Origin of the sequence: Arenimonas sp. (genome assembly GCF_044348765.1) — a bacterium.
In the GTDB taxonomy this organism is placed as follows: domain Bacteria; phylum Pseudomonadota; class Gammaproteobacteria; order Xanthomonadales; family Xanthomonadaceae; genus Arenimonas.
This window is the reverse complement of the sequence record NZ_JBIKSE010000012.1, coordinates 1-18,522: the sequence shown is the minus strand read 5'-3', so window position 1 is coordinate 18,522 and position 18,522 is coordinate 1. Positions and strand designations below refer to the sequence as shown.

Genomic DNA, 18,522 nt, shown 5'->3' with positions numbered 1-18,522 from the left:
GAGTGTGATTAACTACACATAACAAGCGCAAGGCTTGTTGGTTGTCTCCCCCCGAGGCAATCAAAGAAGATTGGCTTTCCCCGGCCACCTTCTTTAAACCCTGGCCCCGCATGCTTCCCCTGGCATGTGGGGCTTTTTTCAGCTCTGTTTCAAGGCGCGCTTGAGCAGTTCCGGCTGCAGCAGTGCGCCGTGATGGATGCCGGCATTGTAGTACTCGGTACGGAAAGTCTTGCCCGCGGCGGCATCATTGCGGAAAGTGGTGAGATCGCGGCCGTTTTTGGCGGCGATGGTGCAGCTCCACCACCCTGTCGGATAGCACGGCTGAGGAAACGGCAAAGTCCTGAAGCCGCGGAAGCCGGCATCGGCCATTGCCGCAATCATGTCCTGGATCAGATTCATCAGCGCCAACGGAGATTCGCTCTGCTGCACCAGCAGGCCTTCGGGGCGTAATGCCTTGAAACAGGTTTCATAAAAAGCCCGATTGAACAGGCCTTCGGCCGGGCCGACCGGGTCGGTCGAGTCGACGATGATGATGTCGATGCTTTCCGGTTCGGCAGCGGCCATGTAGGCGATGCCGTCATCGAACATCACGGTGGCACGCGGATCGTTGTTGCTTTCGCACAGCTCTGGAAAGTATTTCTCGGCCATACGGGTGACCTGCTCATCGATGTCGCATTGGACGACGGTTTCGACCTCGGCATGTTTCAGGCACTCGCGCAGAGTACCGCAATCGCCGCCACCGATGATGACAATGTCTTTAGGCGCGGCATGCGTGAAGATCGCGGCGTGCGACATCATCTCGTGATAAAAGAAATTCTCACGCGTACTCACCATCATCGCGCCGTCAATCACCATTAGATTGCCGAAATCAGTGGTTTCGAAAATCTCAATCTTCTGGAAGGGTGACTGCACCTCGTCAAGTTTGCGCACGGTACGGAAACCGATGGCCGATCCGGTATGCTCGAAGTTCTCGTAAAACCAGGTGGAGTCTGCCATGGCGGAGGTGTCCTGAAGGCGGTAAAAAGTGAGGCGCATTGTATCCGATAACCGGCCTCGGGGGGTACAATACGCATCCCAAAAGAGGATTCCTGCCCATGAACGCTTGGTCGGTCAACGACGCCAAACAGCTATATTCCATGCCGTTCTGGTCGGAGGGCTATTTCGATGTCGATGACCGCGGGCGTGTCTGTGCGCAGCCACTCGGTCCGGAGGGGCCGCGTCTGCCGATTCCCGAACTGATCGAGAAGGCCTGCGCCGATGGGGTCAAGCTGCCGCTGTTGCTGCGCTTTTCCGATATTCTGCCGCACCGGCTGCAGGCCATGCAGCGCGCCTTCAATGCCGGGATGGGCCATCTGGGCTACAAGGGTGGCTACACCGCGGTCTATCCGATCAAGGTCAACCAGCATTTCGGCGTAGCCGGGGTGCTGGCTGCCGCCGGCAGCGAGCAATTCGGTCTAGAAGCTGGATCGAAGCCCGAGTTGATGGCGGTACTCGGACTGGCCAAGCCCGGCAGTGTCATCGTCTGCAACGGCTATAAAGACCGCGAGTTCATCCATCTGGCGCTGCTTGGCAAGCAGCTCGGTTTCGACACCACCATCGTGGTCGAGAAGCCCTCCGAGCTCGACATGATCCTGCAGGAAGCGGCCAAGCTCGGTGTCATGCCGGGTATCGGCGTGCGACTGCGTCTGTCCACGCTGGGTGCCGGCAAATGGCAAAATTCCGGCGGCGACAAAGCCAAGTTTGGTTTGTCGCCCCGGCAGGTGCTTGATCTGGTCGCGCGCCTGCGCGCCGCCGGCCAGCTCGAGTGTCTGCAGCTCCTGCATTTTCATATGGGTTCGCAGATCTCCAATCTGCGCGACATCGCCGCCGGGATGCGTGAGGCCGTGCGCTATTTCGTCGAGCTCAGCAAAGCCGGCTGCATGATCCGTTTCATGGATTCCGGTGGCGGCCTGGGTGTCGATTACGAAGGCACGCGTTCACGCGGTGCCTGCTCGATCAATTACCGTCTCGAGCAGTTCGCCCAGACGCTCATCCAACCTCTGCAGGAAGCCTGCGCAGAACACGGCATTCCGGAACCGCGGATGATTACCGAAGCCGGCCGCGCGATGACCGCCCACCATGCGATGATGGTGGTGAATGTTTCGGAAGTGGAGCAGGCGCCAGACGGTGCCGTGCCGGACGCGCGCACAGGTGAGCCGCTAGTCATCAAACATCTGCGCGATTTGGTGCGCTGCATCGACAGCCGTACTGCGCTGGAGGTCTACCTCGAAGCCCAGCATTACCTTGCCGAGGGGCAGGCTCTGTTCGCACATGGCCAGCTCGGTCTGGACGACCGCGCCCTGCTCGACGATCTGTTCTATGCCATCGCGCATGCGGTACGTCGGCAGTTGAATCCGGACGACAAAAGCCATCGCGAGGTGCTCGACGAGCTCGACGAGCGGCTGGTGGATAAATACTTCGTCAATTTTTCCGTGTTCGAATCCATTCCCGATGTCTGGGCCATCGACCAGGTGTTCCCGATCATGCCGATCGCACGTCTCGACGAACGCCCGGAGCGGCATGGCGTCATCGCCGACCTGACCTGCGACTCCGACGGCCGGGTCGATATCTATGTGCAGTCGCAGACGCTCGGCCATTCGCTGCCGGTTCATGCCCTGAAACAGGGGGAGAGCTACCGCCTGGGCGTATTCATGGTCGGGGCCTATCAGGAAACCCTGGGCGACATCCACAATCTGTTCGGCGATACCGACACCGCCAACGTCAGTCTGGATGCGCTCGGTGGCTACCGCATCGAACGTCAGCGCAAAGGCGATACCACCGATGTCATGCTGGATTACGTCGGCTATCGGCTGGATGAATTGCGCGCACGCTATCGGCATCTGGTCGAGCATGCCGGTTTGCAAGCCGGTGCCGCATCCGCTGCTTTGGCGGCACTTGAAGCGGGCCTGACCGGCTACACCTATCTTGAAGAAACCCCGCACGGAGTCTGAACATGAGTCGCATCACCCGCGTCGGATTCATCGGTCTCGGTGCCATGGGCGGTCCCATGGCCGGCCATCTGCAGGCCAAGGGGTTGCTCGCCGCAGTCGGCAACCGCACACCGCAGAAGGCTGAAGCATTGGCTACCCAGCTCGGCGTCACGGCCGCGATTGCGCCTTCCGATTTCACCGGATGCGATGCGGTGGTGTTGTGCGTGTCGATGGATGCGGACGTGATGCAATGCTGCCGGGATCTTGCCGGTGTTCTGACGCCCGGATCCTTGGTCATCGACCATTCCACCGTGGCCCGCGAAACCGCACTGGCCGCCGCCGCACTGTTGGCGGAATCCGGAATCGCCTTTCTGGATGCGCCGGTGTCCGGCGGTGTCGAGGGTGCGCGCAACGGCAAGTTGTCGGTGATGGTTGGTGGCGATGCCGATGTCCTGACGCATGCTCAGGAGTTGCTGTCGGCTTACGCGCTACGTGTCACGCATATGGGGCCGACCGGCGCCGGGCAGGCCACTAAGGCAGTCAACCAAGTGCTGGTGGCCGGCATCGCGCAGGCTGTTTGCGAAGGATTGGCCTTTGGCGAAGCGCTCGGCCTGAAGCCGGAATCGCTGGTGCCGACTTTGGCCGCCGGCGCCGCTGGTAATTGGTTCCTCGATAAACGCGGTGCGACCATGATGGCCGGTAACTATACCCCCGGATTCAAATCGGCGCTGCTGTTGAAAGATCTTCGCATCGTGCAGGCCATGGCCGAGGCGCTCGGCCGTCAGTACAGCGTGGTCGAGCGGAGTCTGGATGATTACGCGACACTGGTTGAAGCCGGTTATGGTGAGGAAGATACCTCGGCCCTAATCCGCCTCAAGCGCGGAAACTGATCCGGAATTATTTGATTCTGATGCTGACGGCAGAGATGCCGATTCCGGCGAGATTGGCTTTGGCGGCATCCGCCGCCCTTGCGTTGGGATACGGCCCAAGCCGGACACGATACACCCTTTTATCATTCACTTCCGCGCTTTCCACGCGCGCTGTTTCCCCGGCCATGGCGATCCGTGCTTTCAAGTCATCGGCATCGGCACTGCTCTCGAAAGCACCCGCTTGCAGCAGATAACGTGCTTCCTCGGCAGGTTTCGCTACTTCAGCCGGCGTCTGTATGGTTAGCGTGCTCTCCGGGTTCGTCTCGGCGCTATCCGCCACAGGTGCTGTCGGATCCGGAGCTTCGGCCTCCGGTACATCGACCGTTTCCTGTGACGGCAGGACATCATAAAAGCTGTAATCGGTGTCGAGTACGCCATCGTCTGTGCCGCTGGCCGGTGGCTCAAGGCCGGGTTCAGCTTCATCATCCATGGTTTTACCTGCCTGGGGTACAGGCACATCTCCCGCTGGCGGTGTGCTCATCCGCTTGAATTGCAGGTAGCCGAAGTAAGCCAAGGCGCCAATCAGCAATCCGGCCAGCAGCCAGGCCAAGGCCGGTGTACCTTTACGGCCCTGTCGACGCGCCTGCACTTTCTTCGCCATTACATACGCTCCGGTGCGGACACGCCCAGCAAGGCCAGGCCGTTGCCGAGCACTTGCGCGCTTGCTTTACACAGTCCGAGACGGGCGCTGCGGATGGCTTCGTCTTCACTCAGAATGTCACAGTTCTCGTAGAACGAATGGAAGGCATTAGCGGTTTCGCGCAGATAATTCGCCAGAATCTGCGGGGCGCGGTTGGCGGCCGCCGATTCGATGACTTCTGGGAAGCGCATCAGTTCGCCGAGCAGCACCGTTTCGGCGTCGCTGTCCATCAGCTCGCGGTTGGCTACGGCCATGCTGTCGTTATAGCTCCGCTGTTTTTCATGGAGCTTGCGGAACAGGCCGGCGGAGCGGGTGATCGCGTATTGGATGTAATACACCGGATTTTCTTTCGAATGGCTTTTGGCCAGATCGAGGTCGAAATCCAGATGCTGGTCGTTGCTGCGCATTACGTAGAAAAAGCGTGCGGCATCATTGCCGACTTCCTCGCGCAGTTCACGCAAGGTCACGAAGCTGCCTGCGCGGGTCGACATCTGTACACGCTCGCCGCCGCGGTAAAGGATGGCAAACTGCACCAGCTGAATTTCGATCTTGGATTCATCCAGACCCAGGCCTTTGGCAGCTGCTTTCAGGCGCACGATATAACCATGGTGGTCGGCACCAAAGATGTATAGCGCACGTTCGAAGCCGCGTTCGAATTTCGACAGCAGGTAGCCGATATCGGAGGCGAAGTAGGTGGATATGCCATTGTCGCGGATGACTACGCGATCCTTGTCGTCGCCAAAATCGGTGGCACGGAACCACAGGGCCCCCTCCTGCTCGTACAGATGGCCATTCGCCCGCAGAATGTCGATCGCCCGTTGTACATAGCCGTCGATGCTGAGTGAGCGTTCGGAAAAGAAACTGTTGTGGTCAACACCGAAGCCATGCAGGTCGTTTCGGATGTCGGTCAGGCAGAAATCCAGGCCGGCATTGAACACAAGCCGGTAGTCACTGTCGCCGAGTAGACGACGGGCATTGGCAATCAGGGCATCGACGTGTTTTTCCTTGTCGCCGCCCTGGCCTTCGTCATCGGGCACGCCGTCGAAGATGTCGATGGCTCCGAAGCGCAGACGGTCGCCTTCCTGGGCGCGCAGCGCACGGGCGATATCAATGACGTAGTCGCCCTTGTAGCCGTTGTCGGGGAAACGCACGGCCACGCCGCACAGTTCGTGGTAGCGGAGCCAGACGCTGATAGCGAGGATGTCCATCTGGCGGCCGGCGTCATTGACGTAGTATTCGCGCTGGACGCTGTGGCCGGCGGCTTCCAGCAGATTGGCGACGGTCGCTCCGTAGGCGGCGCCACGTCCGTGTCCGACATGTAGGGGACCGTTCGGATTGGCAGAAACGAATTCCACGGTGACCGATTCCCGCGAGTTGGCCGGTTGCCGGCCGAATTCGGCGCCGGCCTCGAAGACGCGGCGGACGGTAGACAGCAGGCAGCGCCGTGAAATGGTGAAATTGATGAAGCCCGGTTTGGCCACGGCCACTTTTTCGATGTGCTTGGATTCATCATTGGCATCCATGCTCCCGATCAGGGTTTCAGCCAGTGCCATCGGGTTCATGCCGATGCGTTTAGCCAGCAGCAGGGCAATGTTGGTGGCGTAATCCCCATGTTCACGCGATTTGGTGCGCTCGATGACGTACTCGGGCAATTCCAGGTCGGCGGGAATTTTGCCCTCGCGGCGCAGATCGAGAAGGGCTTGCGCCACCAGTTCACGGAGATGGTCTTTCACGGGAGGGATTCGGATTCCATGGGAGTCCGTTATTGTAGCCCGAACCGGCGGGCGGGCGCATCCGTGTGGAATTTAGAGCCAGCCGCGTTCAGCGAAGGAGGTTACCGTATTTCCGGCAACGATGAAATGATCGAGTACCCGAATATCCACCAGCATCAGCGCCTGTTTCATTCTCACGGTCAGTGCGTGGTCGGCCGCGCTCGGTTCCGGATGCCCACTGGGGTGATTGTGCACCAGCAGCACCGCCGCCGCCTGATTCCGGAGGGCTTGCTGTACGACTACCCGTGGATGGACTTCGGCACCGTCCAGACTTCCTGCAAAAAGCTCCTCGTAACGGATCAGACGATGGCGCGCATCTAGGAACAGACAACCGAAAATTTCCCGCGGACGGTCGCGCAGCTCGGTCCTCAGCCAATGGCGGACCTGTTCGGGATCGTTCAGCGCCTGCCCCGGCCGCAGGGGCTGGCACCAATAGCGTGTGCCGAGCTCCAGGCTAGCGGCCAATTTACAGGCTGTTCCAATGCCGATATGGTAGTCACGGCTGAATTCGCCAATGGCGTTTTGCTTCAACGCCCTGAGGGCATCGATGCCGGAAGCCTCTTCAGGCAAAATCACGGCACCGCGTTGTGGTGCGCCGATCAGCTGCAGCAGTTCATGCTGGCTGAGTGCGCCGATGCCATGCGCCAGTGCCTTGTTCTGAAGGCTTATCCATTCCGGTTGTGCGGGTTTGTCCATGCAGGCAGTTTGCTGCGTTCAGTTACCCGCATCTGTCGGAATCCGCTGGCTTTTCGGTTAAACTGATACGTAAGACCGTGTCGGGGAAACTGGGTGGCCGTATTGAACGGTAAGCATGTTTTATTGGGCATTACCGGGGGTATTGCCGCCTATAAATGCGCCGAGCTTGTGCGCGGCCTGCGCAGGGCTGGGGCAGAGGTGCGTGTGGTGATGACGGCTGCCGCCGAACGTTTCGTGACATCGACCACCCTGCAGGCGCTGTCCGGCCACCCGGTGCGTTCCAGTCTTTGGGACGAGGCCGCCGAGGCGGCCATGAGCCATATCGAGCTGGCGCGTTGGGCTGATCTGATTCTGGTGGCCCCCGCCAGTGCCGATGCTTTGGCGCGCTTTGCCGGGGGGCACGCCAATGATTTGCTGAGCACGCTCTGTCTGGCCACCGAAGCGCCGGTACATCTGGCGCCGGCGATGAACCGGGTAATGTGGGCCAATGCCGCGACGCAGGCCAATGTGGCGGCACTGCGTGGACGCGGTTTCCGCATCCACGGGCCGGACAGCGGCGAGCAGGCCTGTGGCGAAACCGGCCAGGGTAGGATGCTCGAGCCGGAGCAGCTCATTGACGCGCTGGCGGATAATGTCGGCTCTTGGCACGGAAGGCATTTGCTGATCACGGCCGGTCCGACCTATGAAGATCTCGATCCAGTGCGTTTTATCGGCAACCGCAGTTCTGGAAAGATGGGCTTCGCCATTGCCGAAGCGGCCGTGGCGAAGGGATCGAAGGTGACGTTGGTAGCCGGTCCTGTCATGCTCACGACGCCGTCAGGCGTGCACCGTATCGATGTCCGCAGCGCCGCACAGATGCATGATGCGGTCATGGCTGGGCTTGCTGGAATCGATACCTTCATTGCGACTGCAGCAGTGGCCGATTACCGGCCGAAGACCGTCAGTACCGCTAAAATCAAGAAATTCGACGCCGACGTCGTGCTTGTGCTTGAGCGCACGCCGGATATTCTGGCCGCGGTTTCAGGCAACCCCATGCGCCCGAGGCATGTGGTTGGATTTGCCGCAGAAACCGAGAACCTTGATGAATACGCACAGGAAAAAATGCGGAACAAGGGCCTCGATGCCATTGCTGCCAATGTTGTTGGCCTGTCCGGATCGGGGTTTGAGAGCAATCATAATGCACTGACTGTGTTCACCCGTTCCGGTCGTTACGCCATTCCACTTACCACCAAACGCCAGGCTGCCGATGCGCTCCTGGACATCCTGTTGGAGAAACTGCCATGAACCATGCCCTGCAAGTCGACTTCCGCATCCTCGATGCCCGTTTGGGCATTGAATTTCCGTTGCCGGAATATGCGACCGCGCATTCGGCGGGTCTGGATCTGCGGGCGATGCTGGACCAGGCGCTGACGCTTCAGCCGGGCGATTGCTCCCTGATTCCCACCGGCATGGCCATCCATATCGGCGATGCCGGTGTCTGTGCGCACATTCTGCCGCGCTCCGGACTCGGCCATAAACAGGGGCTGGTGCTTGGTAACAGCGTCGGGCTGATTGATGCCGACTACCAGGGTCCGCTCATGGTCAGTCTCTGGAACCGTGGTAGCGCGGCGCAGACCATCCAACCCGGCGATCGCATCGCCCAGCTGGTTTTCATGCCCGTGTTGCGGGCGCAATTCCGTCACGTCGAGCAGTTCGCCGAGAGTGCGCGTGGCCAGGGTGGATTCGGCCATACAGGAGTCGCTTGAACATGACCGCAATGAATTCCCGCGTTGAACGCATGCGCACTTGGGTGCAGCAGCATCCCTGGCAAACCGCCACGCTGCTTTTCATTCTGCTTGGCCTCTGGTTCGGATTCAAAGGCTTCGACCTGTATATGCAGAACAAGAACGAGCGTGACATCGTCACCGCACGTGATGCCGGTGCAGCTGCGGTTGCCGCGCGCAGCAATACGCTGATCAACCGGATGATGCAGGCACAGAAGAATGTGGAACCGGTGACCGTACTGACTGATCAGGCGTTAATCGTGCAGGCCTTCAAGCAGGAATTCAAGAGTGCAGAGGTGGTCGCGGTATATGCTCCCGGTCTGGCAATGGCTTATGATGATATTGCGCGATTCGGTGCCGGTCGTTTGGCCCTGCTTGAAGCTGCCACCAATGACCAGCAGGTTGCGGTCCGCATTATCCAGGCAGATGGTGGCCATCGATTGGGCTTGGCCAAAGCAGTCGGCGCGGAGCCTGACATACGTCTGGTTTACGTGCAGCTTCCGATGAGCACGATGACTGGCGTATTCGACGTAACCCAACAAAAGCAGAGTTATCTCGGCCTGCGCCAGGGTCAGACCGATGTACTGAGTCATGGCGATGTGACACTGGCTAGCACGGCGGAAATCAATGCGGTCCCCATCGCCGAAACCCCTTGGCGGGTAGTGGCGTCGGCACCGCTGGCGAAAAAAGGTCTATTCAGCACGGGCGGCATCGCCGAGCTGGCCTTCAGCGGATTTTTCTTGCTGCTCAGTATCGGTTGTTGGTTTGCGCCGGGATATTTGCAGCGGCGTAATGGCCTGAAAACCATCGTCGCGGAAAATGATGGCACGGACATGACCCTGGAGCAGCTGCAGCAAGCCGGTGTAATTGCGGCACAGGCACCGCCGGTGCCGGAGTTCAATATCAAGGAGTCGGTGCAGTCGAAAGTCCTGTTGGACCGCTCGATTTTCAGGGCTTATGACATCCGCGGAATCATCGGCGTCAATCTCGATGCTGGAATCGCGTGCAAAGTCGGTGAGGCGGTCGGTAGCATTCTGGTTGAAAAAGGTCTGCGCGGCATCATCGTCGGCTTCGATGGCAGGCTATCTTCGCCGGCGATGGCGGACGGCCTCTGCGAAGGGCTCGCATCCACCGGCATCGAAGTCATCAACATCGGTCAGGTGCCGACACCGCTGGTCTATTTCGCCGCCAATACTGGCGAGTTCACCAGTGGCATCTCGGTAACCGGCTCGCACAATCCACCGGATTACAACGGTCTGAAAATCGTCATTGACGGCCACACGCTTTCCGGCGATGCCATAATGGACATCTTCAACCGCATCATCGACAAGAAAATCATCCGTGCCGATAACCCCGGACAGGTTCGCCAGAAAGACATCATTCCGGAATACATCAACCGCATCGCCAAGGATGTCCATATCGCGCAGCCGCTGAAAGTGGTGGTTGACTGCGGCAACGGCGTACCGGGCGCGGTTGCCCCACAGGTTCTGCGGGCCATCGGCGCCGAGGTCGAGGAACTGTACTGCGAAGTCGATGGTAATTTTCCCAATCACCATCCCGATCCGAGCGACCCGGAAAACCTGCTCGATCTGATCGACATGGTGAAGCACAGTGGAGCCGATATCGGGCTGGCTTTTGACGGCGACGGCGACCGCCTGGGCGTGGTCACCCGCTCAGGCGAGGTCATTTTCGCCGATCGCCTCTTGATGCTGTTTGCCGAAGACGTGCTCAGCCGCAATCCGGGCGCGGCCATCATCTATGATGTCAAATGTACCGGTGCACTGCAGGGCCATATCCTGCGCAACGGCGGTAGTCCTTTGATGTGGAAAACCGGCCACTCCCTGATCAAAGCCAAGATGAAGGAAACCCATGCCGAGCTGGCCGGCGAGATGAGCGGGCATTTTTTCTTCAGCGAGCGCTGGTTCGGGTTCGATGACGGTATTTATGCCGCCGCACGTCTGCTTGAGATTCTTGCAGCCGCGCCGGAGGGTATTCAAGCCAAGTTCGAAGAACTGCCCAAGTTGGTATCGACACCGGAATTGAAGGCGGAAGTCACCGAAGGCGAGCAGCATGTCTTCATCACCCGTTTTGTGGAACAGGCCCGCTTCGAGGGTGCGCGCATCAGCTTGATCGATGGCGTGCGTGCCGACTGGCCGGACGGCTGGGGCTTGGTGCGGGCGTCCAACACCACGCCGGTGCTGGTGCTGCGTTTCGAAGCCAATGACGATGCGACTCTGGTACGCATCCAAGAGGCTTTCCGTCTGCAATTGCTAGCCTTGAAGCCGGATATGGTTTTGCCGTTCTGACTCAGGGTTGTGCCGGCGCGGCGCCGGCATCAACCGGCAGTACTATACGCCGGCTATCGGCCTCCGCCTTCATGCTACGGTATTTATCCAGGGTCTTTGCAAACTCGGCCTGCAAGGCGCGGTAGCTGACATTGAGCCGGTCCATCTGAGCAGTCTGTTCCGCGACCAGCGCCTGCGTTTCGGCCAGCATCTTGAGTTTTCCGGCATCCAGGGTCTGGCCATTGATCTCGGCCTCGCTCATTTCATTCAAGCTGCTAATTAGGAACGCGCGCCGCGATTGGATGCTTGCTTTCAGCGAGATAATGGTCTGTTTGAGCAAATCGGTACGCTCATCGAAAAAGCGCTGCAGGTCCTGTTCGGTTGCATAGTTAATCAGCATGCTTTGCTCGATGCGTTTGGCCTTTTCGGCTTCTGCCATGACGGCCGCTTCCGCCTGCGCCTGATGCTCGGCTGCCGCCTTCTCGGCGGGCGAGAGTTGGCTCTGCACGTCATTCTTGAGCGAGCCGGTTTTTGCGTTGTATTCCTTGCGTGCTTTGTCGACAGCATCCGGCGGTAGCTGGTCACTGATCTGGACTTTGCCGTCTTTATCAACCCAGCGGTATATCTTCTTTTCCTGTGCGGCAACGCCGGCAATCAGTGTGGCACCTAAGAAAACTGATACTAGCAGTTTGACATTCGACATTTCAGATTCCGTAGTGGTTGCGGTAATTCTGCAATGCCTGTCGGTATTGTGCAAGCTCAGCCCGGTCTTCAACGAAGGACAGTAGTTCATTGAGTCCGATGATACTGAATACCGGAAATCCGAACTGCTGTTGGATTTCCTGGCTGGCTGAAAACTCCGTATCTTTACCTTTCTCCTGGCGGTCCAGGGCAATGATGATGCCTGCTACGTCCGCGCCTTGGGCGTGGATGATGTCAATGGATTCCCGGATGGCGGTGCCGGCGGTAATGACATCATCGATGATCAGAACTCTGCCGCGAACCGGCGCGCCGATCAGGCTACCACCCTCACCATGGTTTTTGGCTTCCTTACGGTTGAACGCCACTGGGACGTTGCAGCCCTGGCGCGCCAGGGCGATGGCAGCGCCGGTCGCCAGCGGCAGCCCTTTATAGGCTGGACCGAACAGCATGTCGAAAGCCACGCCGCAATCGAGGATACGGGCGGCATAGGCTTCGCTGACCTGATTCAGGCTGTCGCCATCGTCGAACAAGCCAGCATTGAAGAAATAAGGACTGATACGGCCCGATTTCAGAGTGAACTCCCCGAATCGCAGCACCTGTCTGCGCACGGCCAACTCCAGGAACTGCTGCTGGTAAATTTGCATTTTCCCCACTTCACTCGTGCATTCGGCTAATCTTGAGGCAAGTTTATCAGCAGTTGACCCGCATGCGAATCATCAGCTTCAATGCCAATGGCATCCGCTCCGCAGCCAGCAAAGGATTCTTCGGCTGGCTTGCCGGGCAGGGTGCCGATATCCTCTGCGTTCAGGAAACCAAGGCGCAGGAGCACCAGCTCGGCGACGGCCTGTTCCGCCCTGCGGGCTATCATGCCTTCTTTCGTGACGCCAGCACCAAGAAAGGCTATTCCGGTGTCGCCATTTATTGCCGGAATACTCCGGATGCCGTGATTACCGGATTGGGTTGGGCGCCTTTCGATGAGGAGGGGCGCTACATCGAAGCACACTTCGGCGAGCTGTCGGTGGTTTCGTTGTACCTGCCTTCGGGCTCATCCGCGGAAGTGCGCCAGCATTTCAAATTCGAAGTCATGGACTGGATCCGTCCGAAGTTCAAGGCGATGCTCACCGGCGGCCGAAAAGTCGTGCTCTGTGGCGACTGGAACATCGCGCACACCGCGATGGATATCCGCAATGCCAAGTCGAATGCCAAGAATTCCGGATTTCTGCCCGAGGAGCGCGAATGGATGACGGCATTGACCGTGCAGGATGGCTGGGTTGACAGTTACCGCACGCTCCGGCCGAGTGGCCAAGACTACACCTGGTGGAGCCAGCGCGGTGCGGCACGCGCCAAGAATGTCGGCTGGCGCATTGATTACCAGATGGTCAGCCCCAACCTCAAGCCGATGCTACGCGAATGCACTATTACCGCCGAACCGAAGTTCTCTGATCATGCCCCCTTTACCGTGGACTACGACTGATGAGTGAAACGCAATCTTATAAAGGCTGGCAGGGCATCAAGCGCGCCTTCGGCACACCATCAGCGGCGACCCTGCTGTTCTTCGGATTCGGTTGCGGCCTGCCGTTCCTGCTGATCGTCGGCGGTACGCTATCGACCTGGTTGCGAGATATCGGACTGGGGCTCAGTCTGATTGGTCTACTCAGCTTCGCGAGTTTTTTCTATGTCCTGAAATTCCTTTGGGCACCGATTCTTGACCGATACGCCTTGCCGTTTCTCGGGCGCCGGCGCGGCTGGTTGTTCACCTCTCAGCTGTTGCTGATGTTGTCTCTGCTGGCAATGGCCTACACCAATCCAGCAGCGCAGCTGTCAACGCTGATCGCATTCGTGGCATTGGCGGCATTTGCGGGGGCTACACAGGACATCCTGGTGGATGCCTACCGCATCGAAATCGTTGAACCGCATGCGCAAGGCGCATTGGCCGCAACTTACACGCTGGGTTACCGCATCGGCTTGATTCTTGGCGGGGCTATGGCACTTTATTTTGCCGAGCTGTTCGGGTGGCAGATTACCTATGCCGTGATGGCGCTGCTTATGCTGTTACCATTGGCAGCCACGCTGCTCGCGCGCGAGCCCGAAGCCCGCGTTGCGATCCGCAAGGTCAGTCTGACGGAAGCATTCATCGAACCGTTCCGCGAATTTTTCTCGCGCAACGGAGTAATGTTAGCACTAGCTTTTCTGGTGTTCGTCGGGCTTTACAAATTTCCGGATCAGATGATCGGCGTGTTGGCCGGTCCATTCTATCTCGACTCAGGCTACACCAAAGCTGATATTGCGAACGTTTCGAAACTTTATGGGGTCTGGCTGGGTATCGGCGGCGCGTTCCTCGGTGGTGTATGCGTGGCGGCGTTCGATATCCGTAAACTACTGGCAGTAGCGGCAGTCGGCGTGGCATTGTCGAATCTTGTGTTTCTGTTGATGGCGCAGAATCCATCGGAGATTTGGGCATTTTTCGCTGCCATCACCGCCGACAATCTAGCGCAGGGTTTTGCCGGGACCGTATTGGTGGCATTCATGTCCAGCTTGACCCACCAGAATTTCACCGCCACGCAATATGCGTTGTTGGTTTCGCTGGCCAATCTTCCGGGCAAGTTCGTCGGCGGCTTCTCGGGTTACATCGTCGAGCACAGCAGCTATTCGGCGTTTTTCCTGATCAGCGCCGTATCGGTGATTCCCGCCTTGCTGCTGCTGGCCTGGCTCTGGAAGCGGATTGGCCTCGGAACCAATCAGGCCTGATAAATAGCTCCGAGAATGCGCGGCCCGGCGGCACCAGTGACCTCTACGACATTGCCGGACAGGCTTTCGAGGCATTGTTTGGCCAGCCAAGCGAAAGCCATTGCTTCCACGTAATCCGGGTTAACGCCCAATGCTGCTGTTGATTGGACCGGGCAGGTCAGCAGTGCCTGCAGATGTTGCATTAGTAGGGTGTTGTGCACGCCGCCGCCGCATACAAATACCAATTCCGGTGTGCGGTCATAAAGCTGAATTGCCTCCGCGATGGCGCGTGCGGTAAACACGTTCAGCGTGCACAGCACGCTTTCCGGCGACAGCTGCAAGCCCCGCAGATGATAGTCGAGCCAATCGAGCTGGAAATAGTCGCGCCCGGTGCTTTTCGGTGGCGCTAGCTGCAGCCAGGGATCCGACAGCAGGCGTTCGAGCAGTTCGGCATCAGCGGCACCAAGAGCGGCCTTGCGACCCTCGGCATCGAAAGCGATGCCCCAGTGTTTGCGGCACCAGGCGTCCATCAGGCCATTGCCGGGACCGCAATCAAAACCGCTGAGACGGCCATCACCCGATAACAGGGTGACATTGGCGATGCCGCCAATATTGACCACCGCGCGATTCTGCCCGGCTTCACTGAACAGCGCGGCGTGGAAGGCGGGCACCAGCGGCGCACCTTGGCCACCGGCGGCAACGTCGCGCCGCCGGAAATCAGCCACAGTAGTGATACCGGTACGCTCGGCGAGGATGTTGGCATCGCCCAATTGCAGGGTGTAGGGAATGTCACCTTTTGGATCGTGGCGCAGAGTCTGTCCATGGCTGCCGATGGCGCGTATTGATTCCGGTGACAGACGGTGCTCGGCGCAGAAAGCCATGACCGCTTCGGCAAACGCTTCACCGAGCAGGGTTTCCAGCTGCCCGACCTGTTCCAGACTGACCGGTGCATTCGATTGCGAGAGCGCCAGCAGCCTATCGGTCAGCTCCGCCGGCAGCCGGCAGTGTCCGTGTGCGAGCAGTTCCGCACCATTGTTGAAATCGACCAGGGCGACATCGATGCCATCAAGACTGGTACCCGACATCAGGCCGATATACAGGGACGAGGACATGTTCAGCGCAGCTCGGTAGTGGCGGATTGTTCCATCATCGCCACAGCAGGTGCGGTAGCGCGACGAAATGCCGCCAGCGCCGCGCCGCGCAGCGGTTCTGGTTTCGGCATGGTGACCTTCAGCGGATTGACCTGTCGGCCGTTGACGCGGAACTCATAATGTAGATGCGGACCAGTGGCTAGACCTGTACTGCCGACACGGCCGATGATCGCACCCTGCGGCACAAACTGGCCGCGTTTGTATTTGCCAAACGCCGACATGTGGCCATACAGCGTGCTGCGGCCCTGGCCATGATTGATGATGATGGTCTTGCCAAAGCCGTTCTTCCAGCCGGCAAGCTCAATACGGCCATCACCCGCGGCCATGATCGGCGTACCGGTGCGTGCCGCATAATCGACACCCTTGTGGGCACGCATGCGGCCGAGCACGGGATGCTTGCGCATACCGAACGTTGAGCTCAGGCGTGCGAATTCAATCGGAATCCGCATCAAGACTTTTTTCAAGGGCCGGCCGCTGGCATCGAAGTATTCTTCGCGGCCATTGTGGTTGTAGCGCAATGCTGTGTATTCCTTGCCGCGGTTGATGAAGCGGGCGGCCCGGATATGGCCCTGACGGTAGGGCTTGCCCTCGAGGAAGCTTTGTTCATAGACGACCTGGAATCGGTCGCCATCACGCAGATCGTCGACGAAATCGATGTCGTACTTGAACACATTGGCGATCTGGTTGACGACATTGCCGTCCAGGCCCGCGCGCTTGGCATCGGCATACAGCGAGCTGGTGATTTCAACGCTGGCCACCATCAACCGGTTCTCCAGTGGGCGCAGGGTGATCTGCTCCCGGACCGTGCCATTTTCAAGAGTCAGGTTGACCTGCTCCAGGTCGCTACGGTCGAAGCGCATCGCGCGCAGCTGGTCGTAACCGTTGATTTCGAATTCCAGGATGTCACCGTCGCGGATGCGGCGGAAGCTGTCCCGGGCGGCAGTGCTGGTCATCACCTGTTGCAGCGACTTGCCCGAGAGTCCCATGTGTTCAAAAATCTCACTGACGGTCTGGCCTTTTTCCACCGTAATGCTTTGCCACTGGAACGCGCCGAGATTCAGCGCTTTGCGCGAAAAATCGGGGCTGTGCACGAGCGCCGGCGCCAGTGCCAAGTTATGCGGCGACTGCAGGGCCGGTATCAGCGAGGCTACGAAAATTCCGGTCAACAGCATCAGTCCGGTGGATTGCCAACGGGATCGGTCCCAGCTGCGGAGTGTGTTCAGGTGTTTGGGCAATCGCAATGGACGTCCTTCGGGGACAGCGTTCAGGCAATAGGCTAAAATAACCAGTCCGGATGCCGCGCGTCAAACCCCCACGCACCGCATTCAGGCATAATTAACGCATTTAACACGGTATTAACGCATGCGTACGCATGCGGCTGTTCCTAAACGTATTTTCGGAGCCTTGCCACCATGCAGATGCAGGATGTACTTGAACTGATTGGACGCGGCGCACAGGAAATTCTCAAGCCCGAAGAGCTGGAGGCCCGTTTGAAGCTGGGGCGTCCGTTGCGGGTCAAGGCCGGCTTCGATCCGACCGCCCCGGATCTGCATCTCGGACATACCGTGTTACTCAACAAGATGCGCCAGTTTCAGGACCTTGGTCATCAGGTGATTTTCCTGATCGGCGATTTCACCGGCATGATCGGCGATCCGACCGGCAAGAACGTGACCCGCAAGCCGTTATCGCGCGGCGATGTGCTGGCTAATGCCGAAACCTATGCCGATCAGGTATTCAAGGTGCTGGATCGCGAAAAGACCGAGCTGCGTTTCAATTCCGAATGGTTCGATGCCATGAGCGCCGCCGATATGATCAAGCTGGCAGGGCAAATCACTGTGGCACGCATGCTCGAGCGTGACGATTTTTCCAAGCGTTTCGCGGGCCAACTGCCGATTGCCATCCATGAATTCCTGTATCCGTTGGTACAGGGCTACGACTCGGTCGCGCTCAAGGCCGATATCGAGCTCGGCGGCACCGACCAGAAGTTCAACCTGCTGATGGGCCGTGGCCTGCAGGAGCACTTTGGGCAGACGCCGCAAATCGTGTTGACCATGCCCTTGCTGGAAGGTCTGGACGGTGTCAACAAAATGGGCAAGTCCTTGGGCAATTACATCGGCATCAACGAGCCGGCCATCGACATCGTGAACAAAACCATGAGAATCGGTGATGACCTGATGTGGCGCTGGTTCGAGCTGCTCAGCTTCGAGGTTTCGTTGGCCGAGCTGGTGCGCATGAAAGCCGATGCCACTGCTGGCCACTTGCATCCGCGTGAGGCCAAGCTGCGTCTGGCGCAGGAGTTGGCCGCCCGTTTTCATAGCCCGGCAGATGCCGAGGCCGCCATTCAGGGCTGGCAGGCCGCCGTGCGCGGCGAGGCGGACAAAAATCTCTTGAAAATCAACATCCTGATAGTTCCTGCGGAGGGCCTGAGGCTGGCTGCCGTGCTCCGCCAGGCTGGGCTTGCAGCCAGTAACACGGAGGCCAATCGCAAGATCCAAGAGCGTGCCGTCCGCATCGATAACGTCATCGTTGAAGATGCGCAGATGGTTCTCAAGCCGGGCTTCGAGGCTGTTGTCCAGGTCGGTAAGCGCAATTTCGCCCGGATCCAGTTGCAGGCAATGCCCTGAGCGTCAGATTCCGCTAGGGGTCTGATAGAAAGTGCGGACAAGGCTTCCCAACGCACAGTGTCCGTTGCTATACTAGCCGACCGGGTTGATATCTCATGCCTGAATCAGGAATCGCGTGAACGCTTCGAAATGAACCTCGAATGTTGACGTGGTTTAAAAGGTCTGCCATACTGTGCGACCACTTCGAGACGAAATGTCCGAGGCGCGAACCCTTCGGGGTAAGCAGAATGATCTTTGTAAATGTGCGCAGGAAATTTGTGCGGG

16 protein-coding genes are annotated in these 18,522 nt (G+C 58.9%); 8 read left to right on the top strand and 8 right to left on the bottom strand.

Annotated elements, in window-relative coordinates; genetic code table 11:
• Positions 1–138: 138 nt before the first annotated feature.
• Positions 139–996, bottom strand: coding sequence for a polyamine aminopropyltransferase (speE, locus tag ACIQ0Q_RS03485; RefSeq protein ID WP_395771561.1), 858 nt, complete (start codon positions 994–996; stop codon positions 139–141).
• A 98-nt stretch (positions 997–1,094) separates the two neighbouring features.
• Between speE and speA the strand changes: the two genes are divergently transcribed.
• Together speA and ACIQ0Q_RS03475 are read left to right on the top strand one after the other, a co-directional pair.
• A complete protein-coding gene (gene speA / locus ACIQ0Q_RS03480; RefSeq protein ID WP_395771560.1) occupies positions 1,095–2,990 on the top strand; it encodes an arginine decarboxylase in 1,896 nt (631 codons plus the stop codon).
• A gap of 2 nt (positions 2,991–2,992) precedes the next feature.
• Positions 2,993–3,859 carry an NAD(P)-dependent oxidoreductase gene (locus tag ACIQ0Q_RS03475; protein WP_395771559.1) on the top strand — a complete coding sequence of 289 codons (867 nt, stop codon included), beginning with the start codon at positions 2,993–2,995 and terminating at the stop codon, positions 3,857–3,859.
• Positions 3,860–3,866: 7 nt separating this feature from the next.
• Here ACIQ0Q_RS03475 and ACIQ0Q_RS03470 read toward each other — a convergent pair whose 3' ends face one another.
• The 3 genes from ACIQ0Q_RS03470 to radC all read right to left on the bottom strand — a co-directional run bounded on the left by ACIQ0Q_RS03470 (position 3,867) and on the right by radC (position 7,006).
• On the bottom strand, positions 3,867–4,499 hold the full coding sequence (locus tag ACIQ0Q_RS03470) for an SPOR domain-containing protein (RefSeq protein ID WP_395771558.1): 633 nt from the start codon (positions 4,497–4,499) through the stop codon (positions 3,867–3,869).
• Positions 4,499–6,271, bottom strand: coding sequence for an arginine--tRNA ligase (argS, locus tag ACIQ0Q_RS03465; RefSeq protein ID WP_395771557.1), 1,773 nt, complete (start codon positions 6,269–6,271; stop codon positions 4,499–4,501). Before argS ends, ACIQ0Q_RS03470 begins: the two co-directional genes overlap by 1 nt.
• 72 nt (positions 6,272–6,343) lie before the next feature.
• A complete protein-coding gene (gene radC / locus ACIQ0Q_RS03460) occupies positions 6,344–7,006 on the bottom strand; it encodes a DNA repair protein RadC (protein WP_395771556.1) in 663 nt (220 codons plus the stop codon).
• Between the two features lie 93 nt (positions 7,007–7,099).
• On the opposite strand from radC, the gene coaBC reads away from it, so the two are divergent.
• The 3 genes from coaBC to ACIQ0Q_RS03445 are packed head-to-tail and all read left to right on the top strand — an operon-like array spanning position 7,100 to position 11,075.
• Positions 7,100–8,290 carry a bifunctional phosphopantothenoylcysteine decarboxylase/phosphopantothenate--cysteine ligase CoaBC gene (coaBC, locus tag ACIQ0Q_RS03455; RefSeq protein ID WP_395771555.1) on the top strand — a complete coding sequence of 397 codons (1,191 nt, stop codon included), beginning with the start codon at positions 7,100–7,102 and terminating at the stop codon, positions 8,288–8,290.
• Positions 8,287–8,751, top strand: coding sequence for a dUTP diphosphatase (gene dut, locus ACIQ0Q_RS03450; RefSeq protein ID WP_395771554.1), 465 nt, complete (start codon positions 8,287–8,289; stop codon positions 8,749–8,751). Before coaBC ends, dut begins: the two co-directional genes overlap by 4 nt.
• A 2-nt stretch (positions 8,752–8,753) precedes the next feature.
• Positions 8,754–11,075 (top strand): phosphomannomutase/phosphoglucomutase, encoded by a 2,322-nt coding sequence (locus tag ACIQ0Q_RS03445; RefSeq protein WP_395771553.1) that lies wholly within the window; start codon positions 8,754–8,756, stop codon positions 11,073–11,075.
• A 1-nt stretch (position 11,076) separates the two neighbouring features.
• On the opposite strand, the gene ACIQ0Q_RS03440 is transcribed toward ACIQ0Q_RS03445, so the two are convergent.
• The gene (locus ACIQ0Q_RS03440) at positions 11,077–11,757 is read right to left on the bottom strand and encodes a DUF4124 domain-containing protein (RefSeq protein ID WP_395771552.1); all 681 of its coding nucleotides are present in this window, start codon (positions 11,755–11,757) and stop codon (positions 11,077–11,079) included.
• 1 nt (position 11,758) lies between these two features.
• Entirely contained in the window at positions 11,759–12,400 is a 642-nt protein-coding gene (pyrE, locus tag ACIQ0Q_RS03435; RefSeq protein WP_395771551.1) for an orotate phosphoribosyltransferase, read from the bottom strand.
• A 62-nt stretch (positions 12,401–12,462) separates the two neighbouring features.
• Between pyrE and ACIQ0Q_RS03430 the strand changes: the two genes are divergently transcribed.
• Together ACIQ0Q_RS03430 and ACIQ0Q_RS03425 are read left to right on the top strand one after the other, a co-directional pair.
• Positions 12,463–13,230, top strand: a complete 768-nt coding sequence (locus ACIQ0Q_RS03430; protein ID WP_395771550.1) for an exodeoxyribonuclease III — start codon at positions 12,463–12,465, stop codon at positions 13,228–13,230.
• Positions 13,230–14,504, top strand: a complete 1,275-nt coding sequence (locus ACIQ0Q_RS03425; protein ID WP_395771549.1) for an AmpG family muropeptide MFS transporter — start codon at positions 13,230–13,232, stop codon at positions 14,502–14,504. The genes ACIQ0Q_RS03430 and ACIQ0Q_RS03425 overlap by 1 nt, the downstream gene beginning before the upstream one ends.
• On the opposite strand, the gene ACIQ0Q_RS03420 is transcribed toward ACIQ0Q_RS03425, so the two are convergent.
• Together ACIQ0Q_RS03420 and ACIQ0Q_RS03415 are read right to left on the bottom strand one after the other, a co-directional pair.
• Positions 14,495–15,595 (bottom strand): anhydro-N-acetylmuramic acid kinase, encoded by a 1,101-nt coding sequence (locus ACIQ0Q_RS03420; protein ID WP_395771548.1) that lies wholly within the window; start codon positions 15,593–15,595, stop codon positions 14,495–14,497. The genes ACIQ0Q_RS03425 and ACIQ0Q_RS03420 overlap by 10 nt on opposite strands.
• A 2-nt stretch (positions 15,596–15,597) precedes the next feature.
• Complete coding sequence (locus ACIQ0Q_RS03415; RefSeq protein WP_395771547.1) at positions 15,598–16,875, bottom strand: peptidoglycan DD-metalloendopeptidase family protein; 1,278 nt, start codon at positions 16,873–16,875, stop codon at positions 15,598–15,600.
• A 171-nt stretch (positions 16,876–17,046) separates the two neighbouring features.
• On the opposite strand from ACIQ0Q_RS03415, the gene tyrS reads away from it, so the two are divergent.
• Entirely contained in the window at positions 17,047–18,258 is a 1,212-nt protein-coding gene (gene tyrS / locus ACIQ0Q_RS03410) for a tyrosine--tRNA ligase (RefSeq protein WP_395771546.1), read from the top strand.
• Positions 18,259–18,522 lie beyond the last annotated feature (264 nt).